An 18,956-nucleotide genomic window follows, 5' to 3' on the forward strand; every position below is an offset into this window, starting at 1 on the left:
CTGCGGTGTCACATCGATGTGAGAGTCAACGTGGAGTGGTGGCCATCACATGCGCATGGGTGAGTTCTCCCGGCGAACCGGAGTAAGCCAGCGCCTCCTGCGCTACTACGAGGAGCAGGGTCTGCTCGCGCCCCCGCGGCTGCCGAGCGGATACCGCGAGTACTCGGAGGCGGACGTCGCCACGGTGCGGGGCATCCGCATGCTGCTCGCGGCGGGCCTCGGCACCGCCACCATCGCCGAGCTGCTGCCGTGCATGACCGATGACGGGGTTTCCCTGGCCCCGGCCTGTTCCGGGATGCTGCCCGACCTCAACCGGGAGCGCGAGCGTCTCGACGCAGCGGTGGCCGACCTGCTGGCCGCCCGCGACGCGCTGGACGACATCATCGCCGCCACCGAGTCGACCGGCATCGCCGATCCGGAAGCCTGCGCCGCGATCGGCGCCGTGCAGCAATCCGCCGACATCGGTGCGGCTCGACGAAGTTCCCGTTCCGCCCGCAGCTCCGGGTTCTCGGCTAGCGCAGGGTCCTGAAGAACGCCCGGATGTCGTCGACAAGCAGATCCGGGGCCTGTAGCGAGGCGAAGTGCCCTCCCCCGGAGTAGCTGGTCCACCGGGTGATCTCGTGGGAGAGCTCCGCCAGGCCTCGGACCGCCCCATCTCCGGCGAAGTTCGCCACGCCGGTCGGGATCGTGGTGCGCGCGGCACGCCTACCCCACGCGTCGGCGGACTCCAGGTAGAGCCGGGCCGCCGAACCCGCCGTCCCGGTCAACCAGAAGATCGTCACGTTGGTCAGGATCGCGTCCCGGTCGATCGGGGTCTGCTCGGTGCGCTCGGGATCCCAGTCGACGAACCACTCCAGGTTCCACGCCAGCTGACCGGCCGGAGAATCGTTGAGCGCGTAGGCCAGCGTCTGCGGCCGGGTGGACATCTGCACCGCATAGCCGGAATGCCCGTACCAGAGCTTCCGATTCCGCTCGGCCTTCGCGCGATCCTCCTCCGTCAACAGCGCCAGATCGCCGGGATCGCTCGCCACCGCAGCATCCGCCAACGCGTTCACGTGCACGCCGAGGACGTTCTCCGGTGCGATCCGGCCGAGCTCCGGCGACACGAGGCTGCCGAAATCGCCGCCCTGCGCTCCGTAGCGCTCGTACCCGAGACGCCGCATCAGCTCCGCCCAGGCACGCGCGATCCGGTGCACTCCCCACCCCGTCCGCGCGGTCGGCCCGGAGAAGCCGAATCCCGGCAGCGAGGGCGCGACCACGTGGAAGGCGTCCGCCGGATCCCCACCGTGCGCGCGCGGGTCGGTCAGCGGCCCGATGACGTCGACGAAGTCGTGGACCGTGCTCGGCCAACCGTGCGTGATGATCAGCGGCGTCGCACCCGGTTCCGGGGAGCGGACGTGCAGGAAGTGCACCCGCTGATCACCGATGACCGTCGTGAACTGCGGGAACGAATTGAGGCGGGCCTCGTGCGAGCGCCAGTCGTAGTCCGTGCGCCAGTGCTCGACCAGATCGGCCAGGTACTCCTGGTGCACGCCGTACGACCAGCCGACGCCGGGGAGCTCGCCGGGCCAGCGAGTGCGGGCCAGCCGCTCCCGCAGATCGTCCAGGGCTTCCTGGGCGACATCGATCCGAAACGGTGCTAGTGCGTACATGCGTGCAGGCTGGCGGCGGAGTAGGACAGCTTCGGTCCTACTCCTCTGCCAAGGTGGGCGCATGCTCGCCACACCCGCCCGCTTCCTCCGGCTGCTCTCGCTGCTGCAGATGGGCCGTGAGTGGTCCGGCACCGAACTCGCCGAACGACTCGAAGTCACCACCCGGACCGTGCGCCGCGACATCGATCAGCTGCGCGAGCTGGGTTACCCGGTGGACGCCACCATCGGCCCGCACGGCGGGTACCGGCTCGGCGCCGGCGCCTCGCTGCCGCCGCTGCTGCTCGACGACGACGAAGCGGTCGCGGTCGCGGTCGGTCTGCACACCGCGGCAGCCGGGCGCGTCACCGGAGCCGAGGAAGCCTCGGTGCGCGCGCTGAACAAGCTCGAACAGGTCCTGCCGTCCAGGCTTCGCCACCGGGTGAGCACGCTGAAGAACGCGGTGGTGACGATGTCCCGCGGCACCGAATCGGGCGTGCGGGCAACGGTGCTCACCGCGATCTCGGCCGCCGTCCGGGCCGCTGAAACGCTGCGCTTCGACTACCTCGACCACCACGGAGCCGAGTCGCGGCGCAACGTCGAGCCACACCGCCTCGTCTGCTGGGGGCCGAAGTGGTACCTCGTCGGCTGGGACGTCGACCGAGCGGACTGGCGCACCTTCCGGGTGGACCGGATGACGCTGCGCACCCCCAACGGATCGCGCTTCGCGCACCGGGAACCGCCGGACGGCGATGTCTTGGCTTACCTGCGCAGAACGGTGGGATTCGAGATGTGGCCGCTGCGTTCACAACTGCTCGTGCACGCGCCCGCCGAGGACGTCGAAGGCCGGATCGACGGCATCGTGACCCCGTTGGACGAGAGCACCTGCCGCTTGGAACTCGCCTCGGACTCCTACGACCTCGTCGCATTCGCGATGGGCGTGCTCGATGTCGACTTCGAAGTCGAATCACCTCCAGAACTCGCCGAACACCTGCGGAAACTGGGCAACAGGCTCACCAACGCCAGCACCCGTCGACGCTGAACCCGGGTGGGCCCGAGCGCGGCGTCGGTGGGGTTCGCCGCGCTCGGGCCCCGGCGTCCCTGGACCGCGCCCGAGCGATGGCCGGAGGCAACACCCTGGGAGGGAGTGGTGTTCGTCCGCTGCCGGTCGGGCCGGTCGACGCCGAGTCGAGTGGCTGCTGATGAGGTCTCAGCCCTGCTGGAGGCTCAGCCGCGTTGAGCGACCACCAGCGCAAACCGAGGCCGGAGAACCTCAGTGGAAGTCGCGAGAGGTTGAGGGGATGCGGACTTCCAACTTCTGCAGCCGGTCAGCTCTCAGATTGATCACCCCTTCCGCTCGCTCCACGATTCCGCGCACCAGCAATGCCGCGCTGGAGCGCCCGACCTTGCGGTACCGCGCCCACAAACCCGGAGAGCACATGACGTTGACCATGCCGGTCTCGTCCTCCAGGTTCAGGAACGTGATCCCGCCCGCGGTGGCCGGTCGCTGCCGGTGCGTCACCGCACCACCGACCAGCACCCTCGACCCGTGCTCCACTTCGGACAGACGCGCTGCCGGGAGGGCACCGATCGAGTCCAACTTGGACCGCACGAACTGCAGCGGGAAGCTGTCCGGGGAAACTCCGGTGGCCCAGACGTCCGCCGCAGCCACGTCGATCCCTTCCATGCCGGGCAGGGCAGGCGCAGGCGCCGCGGCCGTGGTCCCCGGCAGCCGGTTCGATCGATCACCGGCCGCCGCAGCCGCGTTCCACAACGCCTCGCGGCGGGACAGCCCGAAGCAGCCGAACGCGCCGGCCGTCGCCAACGCCTCCATCTGCACCGCGGTCAGCTCCACCCGCCGGGCCACCTCGGCCATGCCGGTGTACGGGCCGTTCGCCGCCCGCTCGGCAACCAGCTTCTCCGCCGCCCCTTCACCGAGCCCGCGCACCGAAGCCAGCCCGAGCCGCACCGCCTGCCGCCCCTCACTGGCGGCATCGGGTTCCAGATCGGCCTGCGCCCGACTCGCGTTGACATCCGGCCCGCGCACCCGCACGCCGTGCCGCCGGGCATCCGCGACCAGCGACTGCGGCGAGTAGAAGCCCATCGGCTGCGCCTTGAGCAGGGCGGCGCAGAAGGCCGCCGGGTAGTAGTGCTTGAACCACGCGCTGGCGAACACCAGCAGCGCGAAGCTCAGCGCGTGGCTCTCCGGGAAGCCGTAGTTGGCGAAGGCCAGCATCCGCTGGTAGATCCGGTCGGCCAGCGTCCCGGAGATGCCGTTGGCCGCCATGCCCTCGAAGAGCCGGTCCTTGAGCCGGGCCATCCGCTCCTCCGACCGCTTGGCCCCCATCGCCCGCCGCAGCTGATCGGCCTCCGCCGGGGTGAACCCCGCGACGTCCACCGCCAGCTGCATCAACTGCTCCTGGAACAGCGGGACCCCGTAGGTCTTGGCCAGCGCACCGGCCATCAGCGGGTGCTCGAAGTCCCACTCCTCCGCCCCGTTGCGACGCCGGATGTAGGGGTGCACCGAACCGCCCTGGATCGGCCCCGGCCGGATCAACGCCACCTCGACCACCAGGTCGTAGAACTCCCGCGGCTTCAGTCTCGGCAGCGTGGCCAGCTGCGCGCGGCTCTCCACCTGGAACACCCCGACCGCGTCGGCCCGGCGCAGCATCTCGTAGACCGCGTCGTCGGCCAGGTCCAGCCGACCGAGGTCGACCTCGCGCCCGTGGTGCTCGCGCACCATCTCGGTGGCGTACCGCAGCGCCGAGAGCATGCCCAGCCCGAGCAGGTCGAACTTGACCAGGCCCGCCTCCGCGCAGTCGTCCTTGTCCCACTGCAGGACGGTGCGGCCGGGCATCCGCGCCCACTCCACCGGGCACACCTCGCTGACCGGCTGGTGGCAGATCACCATCCCGCCGGAGTGGATGCCCAGGTGCCGCGGGAAACCCAGCAGCTCACCGGCCAGCTGCCGCACCGGTCCGGGGATCTCGGAATCCTCCGGCAGCGGGCCCCAGTGCTCGATCTCCTTGCTCCAGGCGTCCTGCTGCCCCGGCGAATAGCCGAGCGCGCGGGCGACGTCGCGCACCGCGGAGCGCGGCCGGTAGCTGATCACGTTCGCCACCTGGGCGGCGTGCATCCGGCCGTACGTGCGGTAGACGTACTGGATCACCTCTTCGCGGCGGTCCGACTCGATGTCCAGGTCGATGTCCGGCGGACCGTCCCGCTCCGGAGCCAGGAAGCGCTCGAAGAGCAGCTGGTAGCGCACCGGGTCCGCGTTGGTGATCCGCAGCGCGAAGCACACCGCCGAGTTCGCCGCCGATCCCCTGCCCTGGCACAGGATTCCCTGGCTCCGGCAGAACTCCACGATGTCCTGCACGATCAGGAAGTAGCCGGGGAAGCGCAGTTCCTCGATCACCGCCAGCTCGTGCTCGATCTGCTGGTAGGCCACGGGATTCTGCTGCGGCAGGCCGTACCGCTCCAGCGCGCCCTGGTAGGTCAGCTCGCGCAGCCAGCTCGCCTCGGTGCGCCCCTTGGGCACGCGGAACGGCGGCAGCTGCGGAGCCACCAGCTGCAGGTCGAAGGCGCACTCCTTGCCGAGCTCGGCGGCTCGCTGCACGGCTCCCGGGTAGCGCGCGAACAGCTCCGCCATCTCGGCCCCGGAGCGCAGGTAGTTGCCCGCCCAAGCGGGCAGCCAGCCGTCCACCTCGTCCAGGCTGCGGCGGGCCCGGATCGCGGCGACCACCCCGGCCAGCCGGGCCTGCTCGGGCCGGGCCAGGTGCGCCCCGGTGCTGGCCACCGTGGCCACCCCGGCGCGGGCGGCCAGCTCGGTCAGCGCATCGTTGCGCGCGGAATCCGCGGGCAACCCGTGGTCGGTCAGCTCCACCGCGACGTGATCCGCGCCGAACAGCGCGACCAGCCCGTCCAACTCCGCCGCAGCGGCGTCGAAGCCGTCCGCCGCGAGCGCAGCGGGCACCGCACCCTTCCGGCAACCGGTGAGCACCTGCCAGTGCCCTCCGGCCGCGGCGGCGAGCTCCGTCAGCTCGTAGACCGGACGCCCCTTCTCCTTCCCGGCCAACTGCGCCTTGCTGATCTCCCGGCACAGGCTCGCGTAACCGGTGAGATCCCGCGCCAGCACCACCAGGTGCCGCCCCTCCGGATCGGGCACCCCGTTCTGCGGCGCGGTGAGCCCCAGGCTGAGCTCGGCGCCGAACACCGTGCGCATCCCGTGCTCTGCGGCGGCTTCGGCGAAGCGCACCACCCCGTACAAGCCGTCGTGATCGGTGAGCGCGATCGCCTCCAGCCCCAGCCGCGCCGCCTCCGCCACCAGCTCCTCCGGGTGGCTCGCCCCGTCCAGGAAGCTGAAGTTGGAGTGCGCGTGCAGCTCCGCGTACGGGACCTGCGGCATCGCGGGAACGACGTCTGACCGGTGCTCGGTGTGCTGCCGAGTCCGCACCGGACCGTCGTTCCCGTCGCCGGGACCCCGCTCGTCGCGGTCCCCTCGCCCGGTGGCGGAACCGGAGCGACCGGACAGCGCGGTCTCCAGTTCCGACCAGGTCTGGGGAGGGTTGAACCAACTCATGACAACAGTGAACTCCAGTTCGAAATCACGACGCCACCGAGAAACGGGCAAACCACTCGAACGAGTGTTCGTGCTCATCGATAGGCGCCCTGCACCCACCAGCGACCCCGCTCGTGCACCAGCAGCAGGGCCACCTCGCCGGGATCGGGATCCGGTCCGCCTGCGCCGGAATCCGCTTCGAGCACCACCTGGATCCGCACCGACGACCGCGGCGGCACCTGCGTCGCCGGAGCCGTCTGCCCGGCGACGGCCAGCAGCTCCGCCCACCAGCGCTCGGTCACCGGCCACGGCCCCGCCCAGCCCGACACCGCGCGGGACCGGCCGCCCGACACCTCGACGCGGTGCGGCGCGGCGGTCAGCCGATCCCGGTCGGTGATCCCCACCGGCCGGCCCTCGGCATCGAGCACCACCGCGGGCCACGGCGAATCCGGGACCACGGAGGGAGACGGCGCCGGAATCCGGCCCGGCCACGGGCGATCCGGCTCCGACGCCGGTCGGCGCTCATCGCCCCACGGCACGAACCGCACCTGATCGCGCAGGTCCCGACCGCCGTCGAGCACTCCGGTCAGCACCGCGTCCGGCCCGAGCATGCCCTGCACCCGGGCGAACGCGCGGCCCGCGCGGGCATCCGCCTCACCGGTCGCGGCGCTGAGCAGGTCGAGCTGCAACCCGCCCGCTCCGACGACTTCCTCCGGGTGCAGGCTCAGCACGCTCACCCCGGCCGTCGGGCGCTGGGCCCCGCTGCGGCCGTTCAGCCAGCCGTCGAGCTGCCAGCGCACCCGGTCCGCAGTGGACGACGGCGTCAGCGGCTCGGCGCACCGCCACACCCGGTGCAGCTCCTCCCCGTGCTCGGTGCTCGCCGAGATCCCCAGTCGCGTGCACGCCAGCCCGAGCTCGCCGAGCCTGACGTGCAGCCGATCGGCCAGCACCTTGGCCGCGAAGGCGGCTCGGTCCACCCGGTCCACCGGCGGATCGAGCCGCTCGGAGATCACCAGGTCCGGCGGGGGTTGCCGCCGGAGCACCGGCCGCTCCTCCTGCCCGCCGGCCGCGCGGTGCATCATCAGCGCGAACCGGCCGAACCTCGTCGCGACGTCCGACGGGGCCAGCGCGGCGAAGTCGCCCAGCGTGCGAATCCCCAAGCGCCGCAACAGGTCCACCAGCTCCACCTGCTCCGCGACCTGCCGGCCGCTGAGCCGGTCGGCGAGCTGATCGATCTCCTCGACGGCCAGCGGCGCGAGGAACTCCTGGCTCAACCCGGACGCGACCAGCTGGCCGCGCCGAGCGGCCAGGACCGCGGCGAACAGCCCGTCCGCGATGCCCACCTGGCACTCGACCCCGACGTGCGCGCCGATCTTGTCGATCACCCGCTCGGCGGCGCCCGCCTCCGAACCGAAGTAGCGCGCCGGACCACGCGCCGGAACCGCCACCAGGCCCGGTCGGACGATCTCCACTCCCGGCATCATGTCCTCGATCGCGGCCACCACCGGCTCGAACATCCGCGCATCCCGGTCCGGATCGTGCTCGCGGACCACCAGCTCCGGGCAGCGGCCCTGCGCTTCGCGGCGGCGCATCCCGCGCCGGACCCCGCTGTCGCGGGCCGTCGCCGAGCAGGCGACCACCCGGTTGGCGGCGAACACCGCGGCGGGCACCAGCGGACCGAGCTCGGCCGCGCGGGCCGCTGCGACCACCGGCCAGTCCGGGCACCACACGACGAGTCGACGAGGCGGCATCGCTACTCACCCGCCACGGATCGCAGCCGGGGCCGCGCGGTCTCGTCCGCGGGAACCCCGACAGCTCCGCCGCGCCCCGGGAGCAGGAGCCGGCACGAACACGGCCGGGACGCCGCACCGCGCCCGCCCGCGTGCACCGTGACCGCGCGTTCCCGCAGGTACCCGTGGCCCTGGCCGATCCCGCGCCAGTCGGCATCGGCACAACGAAGCTGCACCTCCGCACCCGCCCACGGGCCGAACGGCAGCAGCACCGAACCGCGGTTGCGCGCCCGCGCCGACAGTCGCCGGGCATCGGAATCCGCGATCCGCCGAGCACCGCCGACGACGACCAGGTCCACGCCGTCGAGCAGCGCGGCGACCACACCGACCGGGTCGCCGCCCGGCCGCGGGACCACCGCGAGCCTGGCGAGTTCCACACCGGTTTCGGCAGCGGCGACCAGGCTGATGCCGGCCAGCCCCACCACGGCGGCCCAAGAGCCGCTGGCGGTCGCCTCGGCGAGCAGCGCGAAGAGCAGCGAAACAGATCCGTGCACCGCCACCGTGCTGCCACGGCGCAATCCCGGCCATGGCAGCACGGCGGCGAGTTCTGCCCGCGTGGGCAGCACCCGGCCCGCACCAGGAACACCACCCTCTCCGACCACCGGCGCGCCCACGAACACCCCGTGAGCCGCGGACACGCCCGGCGCCGTCGAAGACGCCATCGCGGACATCGCTGCCTCCCCACATCGTGCGCGTGGGTGCCCGACCCCGGCGCGGGCACCCACCAAGCCGCTGTGGGGAAGACAGCGGTGGAACCGACACTGCGCCTGCACCCGAACGCAGCGCCGGATCCAACAGATCGGTCGGCCCCGACACCTACCGATCCATCTCGAACCTCAGTTCGAACAAGGACAAGTAAACCCTGGCCCGCGGCCTGCGTCAAGGCCTGTAGCCGGATTGGGTGAACATTTGTTCGATCGCCCGAAATTCGGCTGAGGCGACCGGAAAAAGCCGCTACAACTTGACCCGAGACCGCGCTCCCGGGCCGCCCCAGCGAACGCCCGGATCCGGCTCCCGCCGACCGCTGCGACACCGGGTCCGACCGCCCGGTGCTCCGCGCGCTCCCCGCCGGGACGGCCGCGCGGCGAACGAATTCCCCAGACAACCGAGGAGTCTTCCCATGCGCACGTCACGACCGGACCAGTCCCACCGGCACCTCGCCCGCACCGACCGCGAAAAGCGAGCGGTGCGGACGGCCGTGGCCGCCCGCACCGCTCGGAGTGCTCCTGGGTCAGTGCGCGAAGTGGCGCGTCCCGGTGAAGTAGAGCGGCACACCGGCCGCCTCCGCCACCGCGATGGTGTCGGCGTCCCGGACCGAACCGCCCGGCTGCACGATGGCGCGCACGCCGGCGTCGAGCAGCACCTGCGGGCCGTCGGCGAACGGGAAGAACGCGTCGGACGCGACCACCGCGCCCTTGGCCCGGTCACCTGCCCGGGAGACAGCCAGGCGAGCCGAGTCGACCCGGTTCACCTGCCCCATGCCCACGCCGACGGTGGCACCGCCGTCGGCCAGCAGGATCGCGTTCGACTTCACCGCGCGGCAGGCGCGCCAGGCGAACTCCAGGTCCGCCAGCGTGGCGTCGTCCGCCGCGGGACCGGCCGCCAGCGTCCAGTTGGCCGGGTCGTCGCCCTCGGCGTCGATCGCGTCGGAGCCCTGCACCAGCATGCCGCCGGAGATCGCCCGCATCTCGATCCGGCCGCTCTTGGGCGGCTGCGCGGTCAGGATCCGGATGTTCTTCTTCTTGCTCAGCACGTCAACCGCGCCATCGGCGTAGCCCGGCGCCACGATGACCTCGGTGAAGATCTCCGAGACCTGCTCGGCCATCGCCACCGAGACCTCGCGGTTCGTCGCGATCACGCCGCCGTAGGCGCTGACCGGGTCGCACTCGTGCGCCTTGCGGTGCGCGGCGGCGATGTCGTCGGCGACCGCGATGCCGCACGGGTTGGCGTGCTTGATGATGGCCACGCACGGCCGGCTGTGGTCGTGCGCCGCCCGCCAGGCCGCGTCGGCGTCGACGTAGTTGTTGTAGGACATCTCCTTGCCGTGCAGCTGGGCCGCGGCCGCCAGGCCGGTGGCCTCACCGCCGGAGACGTACAGCGCGGCGGGCTGGTGCGGGTTCTCGCCGTAGCGCAGCGCGGAGCGGCGCTCCCAGGTCTCCCCGATCCAGCCGGGGAACACCGAGTCGTCGCCGGTCGGCACCTTGCTCATCCAGGACGCCACCGCGACGTCGTAGGAGGCGGTGTGCCGGAACGCGGCGGCCGCCAGCTCGACCCGGTCGGCCAGCGTGAAGCCGCCTTCCCGGACCTGCTCCAGCAGCCACTCGTAGCGGCTGGGGTCGACGACGACCGCGACGTTCGCGTGGTTCTTCGCGGAGGCGCGCACCATCGCCGGGCCGCCGATGTCGATCTGCTCGATCACCTCGTCCGGCGCGGCGCCCGAGGCCACCGTCTGCACGAACGGGTACAGGTTGACCACCAGCAGGTCGAACGGGGCGATGTCCAGCTCGCGGAGCTGGTCGGCGTGCTCCGGGCGGCGCAGGTCGGCGAGCAGGCCCGCGTGCACCCGCGGGTGCAGGGTCTTGACCCGGCCGTCGAGCGCCTCCGGGAAACCGGTGAGCTCCTCGACCGGGGTCACCGGAACGCCCGCGTCCGCGATGGTGCGGGCGGTGCCGCCGGTGGACACGATCTCCACCCCGGCGGCGTGCAGCCCGGTGGCCAGCTCCAGCAGCCCCGACTTGTCCGACACGCCGATCAGCGCGCGGCGAACAGCACGCCGCTCCTGCGAGTTCGCGGTCACGGGATACTCACCTTCCGTCCCTGCACGGTCCAACCGTGCAACGCCAGCTGTTCCAGGGTGTCGACCAGCAACCGCCGCTCGACGGCCTTGATCCGCTCGTGCAAGCTCGCCTCGTCGTCGTCGGGGCGCACCTCGACCGCCTCCTGCGCGAGGATCGGTCCGGTGTCCACGCCGGCGTCGACCACGAACAACGTGCAACCGGTGACCCGCACCCCGTACTCCAGCGCGTCGCGCACCCCGTGCATGCCGGGGAACGAGGGCAGCAGAGCCGGGTGGCTGTTGAGGTACCGGCCGTCGAAGCGCGACAGGAAGTGCGCACCGACGAGCTTCATGAACCCGGCGGAGACCACCAGGTCCGGCTCGTGCTCGGCGCAGGCCTCGGTCAGCGCGCGATCCCAGTCGTCCCGGCTCGGGTGGTCCTTGACGCGGCGGACGAAGGTCGGCACCCCGGCGCGCTCGGCGCGGGCGAGTCCTTCGATGCCGTCGCGATCCGCGCCGACCGCGACCACCTGCACCGGGTAGTCGGGCGAGCCGGTCGCGTCGAGCAGGGCCTGCAGCAGAGTTCCGGAGCCGGACACCAGCACGACCACGCGCGCCGGATCGGCGGTGGTGAACCGGGTGGGCGACGCGGCGGTGTTCGACTGGTCGGTCGTACTCGGGTTCAGCGTTCGCTCCTGACATGCCTGGGCACGATCTCTCCCAGAGCGTAAGCGCTGATGGCGGGGCGGACGCGGCCAGGTCCCGGGCGAGTGGCGCAGCACTCACCGGTGCGGCGCCATCTGCCCGAACCGTCCGGATCCGCCACCGCGGGGAACCGGTGCTAGTCGTTCCTGCTCTCGTGGCCGTCCCCGGTTTGCGCGGGCCAGGGCTCGTCGACGGCGCCGTCGAACTCGCTGGGATCGATCTCCGACCGCGCGGGCCTGGTCGAGCTCGGGGTGATCGGCTCACGCGCGTGCGGGATCTGCGGGCCGGAGCTCTCCGGGTCGAGCGCATCGGGCTCGTCCTCCGCATCCGAAGTGGACTGATCGGCGTCGTCCACTTCGGCCTGGGGCTCGGTGTCGTCCGCGTCCGGCGCGGCGGAGTCGGCTTCCGGCTCCTCGGTGTCCGGCGCGGCGACGGTGTCGTCGGCGCTGTCGACCTCGTCCGCCGACGCGGTCGTTGCTTCGTCGAAGACGACCGGACCCGCGAACCAGGTGACGGCGGCTGCGGGCAGGGCGACCCAGCACATCGTCGCGGCGGCCAGCGCGAGCGGCCGCAGCGTCACCGGGCTGAACGGACCACCGCCCAGCTCACCACCGGCCACGTACGCGAGCACCAGCACGCCGAGCGCCGCGATGCAGGCCGCCACGCCGACCGCCAGCAGTCGACGAGGCGCACCGCCCGGGACTCGACGGCACGCGAGGCCGACGAGCACGCCGACCGCGAGCGGAAGGGCCAAGGCCACGGCCGACAAGCCGACCCCCGGCTGCGACGGCAGGACCGCGAGCAGCGGCAGGTCGGGCAGCGGCCCGGGGCCGGGCGTGCCGTGCAGGGGCTGGACCGTCAGCTCGCCCAGGGACAGACCGGTACCGGCGGCGTAGGCCCAGCCCGCCAGCACACCGTTCGGCAGGTAGAGGAGAGACAGGAGGGAGGTTCCGAACGCGTCACCGGCACCGTCGAATCGCGCCATCGCGGCGACCATGTCCGGCGCCGACGCGCAGATCCCGATCAGCAGCACCACGCCACCAGCGGTGAACGCGGCGGCCAGCGCGAGGAGACCGATGCGCAGACCTGACCACACCTCGGCCTCGACCCGTTCCCAGACCAGGTAGATCAGGCCGCAGCGGTTGGCCACACCTGCCGCCGAGGCCGCGGTGGCGGTCAGGCCGCAGCTAAGGAAGGCATCGACCGGGACGGCGCTGAACGACCCTGCCAGCACCAGGGCGAGGCACGCGCCGGTGAAGGCGTGAACCAGTCCCATGGTGGCGATGAGCGGCCAGGCCTGGTCGGGCCGCCGCAGCCTGGAGCGCCTGGCCACCCAGGCCGAGGCTGCCGCGATCAGCACCATCACGATCGCGGTCGGGAGCAGCGGGAGCACGCTCAGCGGCGCGCCCGTGATCGTCAGCGCGGACTGGTGCAGGGCGAGCCACCCGGGGAGGGCGGCCAGCAGCACCACCACCGGGTTGAACTCGGCGCTGGTGGCCGTGGCCGTTATCAGCGCGATCAGCCCGGCCGACACCAGGTAGCCGCAGATCAGGACCGCGCAGGTCGCGCCGATGAGCAGCCACCAGCGGATGCCGAGCTTGCGCTCGCGGTGGCCGTCGGCGATGGCGTGGGGGATCGACTCCAGCACGGACATGCCGTCGAATGTCGCACCAGAATTCCGCCGAACGGGTCAGACCACGCCGCTGACTCCACCCATCGGGCGACCTCGAACGTCTACTTAGGATCATTTCGGGTCGCTCCGCCGGATGCCCGGTGAAAAGCGAACGCACGGGCGGCTTCGGGGCCGCCCGTGCGTCAACGGTGCTGCAGCGATCAGAATCCCGGCGGGTTGAGCCCGGGGTGCGGCATCTGCTGGGTGCCCTGCGGGCCGCTCTGCGCGGACTGGCCACCTTGGCCGGACGAGCCGTCCTGCCCGGTCGGCGACTGGTTCGAGGAGCCGCCCTGCCCGGCAGGGGCCTGTCCCGCAGGACCGCCCTGCCCGGCGAAGCCTCCCTGACCGGCAGGTCCGTTCTGCCCACCAGGGCCACCCGGACCGGGCTGGCCGACGGGGCCGGACTGGTTCGAGGTCGGGGCACCGCTCGAGGACGGGTTCCACCCGCCCGGCTGCTGCGGCTGGCCACCGGTGGCCGGGCTCCAGCCGCCGCTGGCCGGCGCGAACTGCCCGGGCTGCGCGGGCGGCGCGGCGGGGCTCCACCCGCCGGGTCCGCCGGGCTTGCCGGGTCCGCCCTGCGGGCCGGGCTGGAACGGGCCGGGCTGCCCGCCCGGGCCGGGCGAGGCCTTGCCGGAGCCGAGGCTCTCCGGGGCGTTGATGAGGCCGCCGTCGATCAGCAGGATGCCGAGCACACCGCCGAGCTGCGCGATGGCCAGCAGCAGGAGCACCACGACGATGCCGCCGGAACTGCCGCCGACGAGGTCCTGGAGCAGCGCGAGGGTCGCGTAAGCGGACAGCGGCGCGGCGGCGAACATCGCGTTCGGCGTCTTCGGGACGAACCGCAGTCCGGCCAGCGCAGCGGCCGCGATGAAGGAGAAGCCGGCGAGGCTGCCGAGGAGGACACCGGCGATCTCGCTGAAGAAGCCGATCAGGTAACCGACCAGACCGGCCCCGGCCGCCACCAGTGCCAGGATCTCCTTCAAACCGAGTGCGGGCCCGGCCGAGCTGGGCTTCCGCGACGGGGGATATGGGGCGGACATGCCTGGAGACACTCCTCAATGGACATTCGGGGGGACGAGGCGGTCGAAACCGACGTTATCCGATCAACCGACCCCGGTGTACCGGCAAGAGCCGCACTCGCCCGGGTCGGGACAGTCGTCGGGGCCGGACACCCGCAGGTGTCCGGCCCCGAGATGACCGTTCGAGATCGGGCTCAGCCCTTGATGATCTCGCGCATCAGCTTGGCGGTCTCGCTCGGCGTCTTGCCGACCTTGACGCCTGCGGCCTCCAGGGCCTCCTTCTTCGCCGCGGCGGTGCCCGACGAACCGGAGACGATGGCGCCTGCGTGGCCCATGGTCTTGCCCTCCGGGGCGGTGAAACCGGCCACGTAGCCCACCACCGGCTTGGTGATGTTGGCCTTGATGTAGTCGGCCGCCCGCTCCTCGGCGTCGCCACCGATCTCACCGATCATGACGATGGCCTCGGTCTCCGGGTCGTCCTGGAACGCCTGGAGCGCGTCGATGTGGGTGGTGCCGATGATCGGGTCACCACCGATGCCGACGCAGCTGGAGAAACCGATGTCGCGCAGCTCGTGCATCATCTGGTAGGTCAGGGTGCCCGACTTGGACACCAGACCGATCTTGCCCGGGCCGGTGATGTCGGCCGGGATGATGCCCGCGTTGGACTTGCCGGGCGAGATGATGCCGGGGCAGTTCGGCCCGATGATCCGGGTCTTGTTGCCGGTGGCGTTGGCGTGCGCCCAGAAGTAGGCGGAGTCGTGCACCGGGATGCCCTCGGTGATGACCACGGCCAGGCCGATCTCGGCGTCGATGGCCTCCAGCACCGCGTCCTTGGCGAACTTCGGCGGCACGAAGACGACCGACACGTCGGCGCCGGTCTCCTTCATCGCCTCCTTGACGGAGCCGAAGACGGTGAGCTGCTTGCCCTCGATCTCGACGGTCTGCCCGGCCTTGCGGGCGTTGACGCCGCCGACGATGTTGGTGCCGGAGCGCAGCATCCGAGCGGTGTGCTTGGTGCCTTCAGAGCCGGTGATGCCCTGAACGATGACCTTGCTGTTCTCGTTGAGGAAGATAGCCACGCCTCATGCCCCCGCAGCCAGCTCGGCGGCCTTGTCGGCCGCGCCGTCCATGGTGTCCACCACGGTGACGACCGGGTGGTTGGCCTCGGCCAGGATGCGGCGACCCTCTTCGACGTTGTTGCCGTCGAGGCGGACGACCAGCGGCTTGGTGGCCTCGTCGCCCAGGATCTTCAGCGCCTGCACGATGCCGTTGGCGACCGCGTCGCAGGCGGTGATGCCACCGAAGACGTTGACGAACACCGACTTCACCTCGGGGTCGCCGAGGATGACGTCCAGACCGGCCGCCATCACCTCGGCGGAGGCACCGCCGCCGATGTCCAGGAAGTTCGCCGGCTTGACGCCGTTGTGCTTCTCCCCGGCGTAGGCGACGACGTCCAGCGTGGACATGACCAGCCCGGCACCGTTGCCGATGATGCCGACCTCGCCGTCCAGCTTGACGTAGTTGAGGCCCTTCTCCTTGGCCTTGGCCTCGAGCGGGTTCTCGGCGTCCTTGTCGACCAGCTCGGCCTGCTTGGCCTGGCGGAACGCGGCGTTCTCGTCCAGCGTGACCTTGCCGTCCAGCGCGATGATCTTGCCCTGCGGGTCCTTGACCAGCGGGTTGACCTCGACGAGGGTGGCGTCCTCGGCGACGAAGGTGTCCCAGAGCTGAACGATGACGTCAGCGACCTGGTCGGCGACCTCGGCCGGGAACTTGGCGGCGGCGACGATCTCCTCCGCCTTCGCCTTGTCCACGCCCTGGATCGGGTCGATCGCGACCTTGGCCAGCGCCTCCGGCTTGGAGACCGCGACCTCTTCGATCTCCATGCCGCCCTCGACGGAGGCCATCGCGAGGAAGTTGCGGTTGGCGCGGTCGAGGAGGAACGAGAAGTAGTACTCGTCGGCGATGTCGGAGGCGGTGGTGACCAGCACCTTGCGGGTGACGTGGCCCTTGATGTCCAGTCCGAGGATCGCCTCGGCCTTGGTCTCGGCCTCCTCCGGGGTCTCGGCCAGCTTCACGCCACCGGCCTTACCGCGACCCCCGGTCTTCACCTGAGCCTTGATTACGACGGGCCCGCCCAGTTCTGCAGCGGCTGCCTTGGCCCCTTGGGGTTCTGTCACCACGGTGCCGGGCAGCGTCGGCACGCCGTGGGAGGCGAAGAGTTCCTTCGCCTGGTACTCGTACAGGTCCACTCGACTCTCCTGCGACGTCGGTGTCGGACTCGGTGACGATATCGACCTGCGACGAAGCATGGGGCGGCGCGTCCGGTGAACTGCCTCACCCGAGGTGGGCATCACGCCTGGTCGGGCCGTCCGGCGCGGTGATTCGCCTGCTCGGCAGGTCGAACGTGGGCGTCCGTGGTGACGAACGGAACAGCGCACCGTGACGGTGTCGGTCCGATTCTGGGCCAGGCGTCCCGGCCGGGCAAGGCGTCGATTCGGGTGATCCGGCCGCCCGCGGACGCGGCCCGCTGCGGCCGTTCGCTCAGGACGCCTTGGTCCGGATGGCCGCCGCGGCGGACACGAGCAGCGCCAGCACCCCGGCGATGCCGAACCACAGCCCGGTGCCGGGCTCCGAACCCGGCAGGCGCTCCGCGGTCAGCGGGTACTCCAGCACTCGGACGGCGACGACCAACGCGGCCCCGCAGAGCAGCGCGGCGGCTCGCGGCGGGCGGCACATCGGCGCCAGGACGGCGGCGGCGACCACAGCGGCGAGCGCGATCAGCAAGCCCCACGACGTCGTGCCGAACTCGGCGAACACACCGGGTGCCGCGTAGTCGGGCGCGATCACCACCGGGAAGCTGAACGCGGCGGCTCCCAGGACCAGCGAGATCAGCGCCGGGATCAGCACCGGGCGCCGCATCGCGATCTCGGTGAGGTCCACCTCGTCGCGCTCGACCGCACCGGCCACCGCGGCGACGATCGCGGCGGCAGCGGCGAACAGCACCGCCACCCCCGCCGACCACGCACCGATCTCGGCTTCGGCCCCGGCGGCCTGCACCGCGGTGAACACCGCGTCCAGCACGCTCGTCGACGCGAGCGGAACGAGGACCCAGACCACCGGCAGCAGCGGGCGCACCCGGAGCGAGAGGCGAGGCACCAGCAGGCCGACACCGACCAGGAGCAGCACGATCCCGGCAGGCCACAGCATCCGCGCCGGGTACGGGGACGGATCGCGCAGGCCGAACGGCATCTCCACCTGCGGCGCGAGCGCGGCCAGCACGGTCAGCGCACCGGCGACCAGGGCCAGCACCGCGGAGGTGGTGATCAACCTGTTCAGCGCAGGCAGGCGCAGATCCTCGCCCGTCTCGCCGGAGCGGGCGCGCCCGTTCGGCATCGCCAGCGCCACCAGCGCGAACGCCGCGATCAGCCCCAGCAGCGGACCCCAGGAGAAGCTGACCTCCGCGAGCACCGCCGCGGCGATCAGCGGCGGGACGACGACGCCGGTCAGGGCCGCGGCCAGGCCGAGCAGCCCGCCGCGCGTGAAGTCCTGGTCGACGGATCCGGCCAGGTAGCCGGCGGCAGCGGGCACCCCGACGGCGATCAGCACGCTGCCGACCAGCACCACCACCGGAGCGTCGAGGGCGTGCCTGGGCAGCAGGTAGGGGTCCTCGGAGGAGAACGGCGCCATCATCACGCCGACCACAGCGGGCACGCTGACGCAGAAGACGAGCGTGAGCAGGCGCTGGCGATGCCCGTCGGAGTCCTCGCCGCCGGGCCCGACGCTGCGCACCGCCAGGAACCCGGCCACGATCGCCGCCGCGTGTCCGACGAGCAGCAACCACGCGCCGATCGACGGGGAGAAGACGTCGAGGCTCGCCAGCTTGAGCAGCTCCGGGCGCGCGGCCAGCGCGGGATCGGCGACGACTTGCGCGTCGAGCGCGAGCCGTCCGGGCGCCAGAGCAGCGGGCCCGACCAGCACCGCCGCCGCGGTGACCGGTCGTCCGCGGCGGATGAACGCGGCGGCGAGCCCGGCCGGGAGGAGTGCGAGGACCAGCAGCAGCGGCCAGGACAAGAAGGCGGCTGATGCGCTGGGGGCGACGAGGCCGATCAGCGGCCCGAGGCCGATGAGCACCGCCCCGGCCGCGGACACCGCCATCGCGGCGCGCAGTTGTGTGGGCACTGGCTGCGGATTCGTGGCCGGAGCCGAAGAACCGCCGGACGAGAGGTCGGGCCGCGCAGTCACCGCGCTGACGCTAGCAACCCGGGGGCGGCGCGAGCGCACCGACTCAGCGGAATCCGAGCGCTTCCCGGAGCGCGGACGGCCTTCGTGACGGGCGACCGGGGTGGGTTCTCAGGGACATCCCCGATGCCGACCGCCCGAACGGAGCATTGACGATCCCCATCAAGCCGCTCTTGAGCTGTGACTTATGTCACTGTCGACCACTGCGGGGTCACTGAATCGAGGCACCCGGGGTCAAGCCGTGGGCCGATCGGACCGCCACTCGCCGATCACGAACCCGCAGGCAGCTCCACTGCGCGACGACCACTCCCAGTATCCGCACGGGTCTGACACCCGCGCCCGGAGAGCCGCTTTCGAACACGCACCGTGCCCAACACGTCACGCACGGGGATTTGCCCCTAGGGGATCAGCTTGGTTACTGTCCCCCGGTCCGTTGTCACGGTCTGATCACGAAGGACAACCTCCGACCGGTTCCCCGACCGGCGCCCGGAACCCCGACCCGGGACGCGTGATCCGACTCCCCGAGACGGAAGGGCAGGCATTGGCTCAGCACCGCTCCCCCGGCGGCG

At 71.9% G+C, this 18,956-nt stretch carries 13 protein-coding genes; 2 read left to right on the forward strand and 11 right to left on the reverse strand.

Going from position 1 to position 18,956, the window contains the following annotated elements:
• Positions 1-49 precede the first annotated feature (49 nt).
• Entirely contained in the window at positions 50-529 is a 480-nt protein-coding gene (locus C4T78_RS30210; RefSeq protein WP_093352522.1) for a MerR family transcriptional regulator, read from the forward strand.
• Here the strand turns inward: C4T78_RS30210 and C4T78_RS30215 are convergent.
• Positions 513-1,652 carry an epoxide hydrolase family protein gene (locus C4T78_RS30215; RefSeq protein WP_093352519.1) on the reverse strand — a complete coding sequence of 380 codons (1,140 nt, stop codon included), beginning with the start codon at positions 1,650-1,652 and terminating at the stop codon, positions 513-515. The two genes, C4T78_RS30210 and C4T78_RS30215, sit on opposite strands and share 17 nt — an antisense overlap.
• A gap of 61 nt (positions 1,653-1,713) precedes the next feature.
• On the opposite strand from C4T78_RS30215, the gene C4T78_RS30220 reads away from it, so the two are divergent.
• Positions 1,714-2,670, forward strand: a complete 957-nt coding sequence (locus tag C4T78_RS30220) for a helix-turn-helix transcriptional regulator (RefSeq protein WP_093352517.1) — start codon at positions 1,714-1,716, stop codon at positions 2,668-2,670.
• A gap of 231 nt (positions 2,671-2,901) precedes the next feature.
• Here C4T78_RS30220 and C4T78_RS30225 read toward each other — a convergent pair whose 3' ends face one another.
• The 10 genes from C4T78_RS30225 to C4T78_RS30270 all read right to left on the reverse strand — a co-directional run bounded on the left by C4T78_RS30225 (position 2,902) and on the right by C4T78_RS30270 (position 18,390).
• Positions 2,902-6,207, reverse strand: coding sequence for an error-prone DNA polymerase (locus C4T78_RS30225; RefSeq protein WP_093352514.1), 3,306 nt, complete (start codon positions 6,205-6,207; stop codon positions 2,902-2,904).
• A gap of 74 nt (positions 6,208-6,281) precedes the next feature.
• The gene (locus C4T78_RS30230; RefSeq protein WP_093352512.1) at positions 6,282-7,937 is read right to left on the reverse strand and encodes a DNA polymerase Y family protein; all 1,656 of its coding nucleotides are present in this window, start codon (positions 7,935-7,937) and stop codon (positions 6,282-6,284) included.
• A gap of 2 nt (positions 7,938-7,939) precedes the next feature.
• Entirely contained in the window at positions 7,940-8,647 is a 708-nt protein-coding gene (imuA', locus tag C4T78_RS30235) for a DnaE2-dependent mutagenesis accessory factor ImuA' (RefSeq protein WP_093352509.1), read from the reverse strand.
• A 560-nt stretch (positions 8,648-9,207) separates the two neighbouring features.
• On the reverse strand, positions 9,208-10,773 hold the full coding sequence (gene purH / locus C4T78_RS30240) for a bifunctional phosphoribosylaminoimidazolecarboxamide formyltransferase/IMP cyclohydrolase (protein ID WP_093352506.1): 1,566 nt from the start codon (positions 10,771-10,773) through the stop codon (positions 9,208-9,210).
• Entirely contained in the window at positions 10,770-11,363 is a 594-nt protein-coding gene (gene purN, locus C4T78_RS30245; RefSeq protein WP_235863527.1) for a phosphoribosylglycinamide formyltransferase, read from the reverse strand. Before purN ends, purH begins: the two co-directional genes overlap by 4 nt.
• A 230-nt stretch (positions 11,364-11,593) precedes the next feature.
• Positions 11,594-13,111: a cell division protein PerM gene (locus C4T78_RS30250; protein ID WP_093352504.1), complete on the reverse strand. Its 1,518-nt coding sequence runs from the start codon at positions 13,109-13,111 to the stop codon at positions 11,594-11,596.
• Between the two features lie 179 nt (positions 13,112-13,290).
• Positions 13,291-14,169 carry a DUF5336 domain-containing protein gene (locus C4T78_RS30255; RefSeq protein ID WP_143185855.1) on the reverse strand — a complete coding sequence of 293 codons (879 nt, stop codon included), beginning with the start codon at positions 14,167-14,169 and terminating at the stop codon, positions 13,291-13,293.
• Positions 14,170-14,342: 173 nt separating this feature from the next.
• Positions 14,343-15,227: a succinate--CoA ligase subunit alpha gene (gene sucD / locus C4T78_RS30260; protein WP_093155036.1), complete on the reverse strand. Its 885-nt coding sequence runs from the start codon at positions 15,225-15,227 to the stop codon at positions 14,343-14,345.
• 3 nt (positions 15,228-15,230) lie between these two features.
• Positions 15,231-16,397: an ADP-forming succinate--CoA ligase subunit beta gene (gene sucC / locus C4T78_RS30265; protein ID WP_093352499.1), complete on the reverse strand. Its 1,167-nt coding sequence runs from the start codon at positions 16,395-16,397 to the stop codon at positions 15,231-15,233.
• 292 nt (positions 16,398-16,689) lie between these two features.
• Entirely contained in the window at positions 16,690-18,390 is a 1,701-nt protein-coding gene (locus tag C4T78_RS30270; protein ID WP_177247595.1) for a hypothetical protein, read from the reverse strand.
• Between the last annotated feature and the right edge of the window lie 566 nt (positions 18,391-18,956).

This window comes from Saccharopolyspora kobensis (assembly GCF_900108315.1).
Lineage (GTDB): Bacteria > Actinomycetota > Actinomycetes > Mycobacteriales > Pseudonocardiaceae > Saccharopolyspora > Saccharopolyspora kobensis.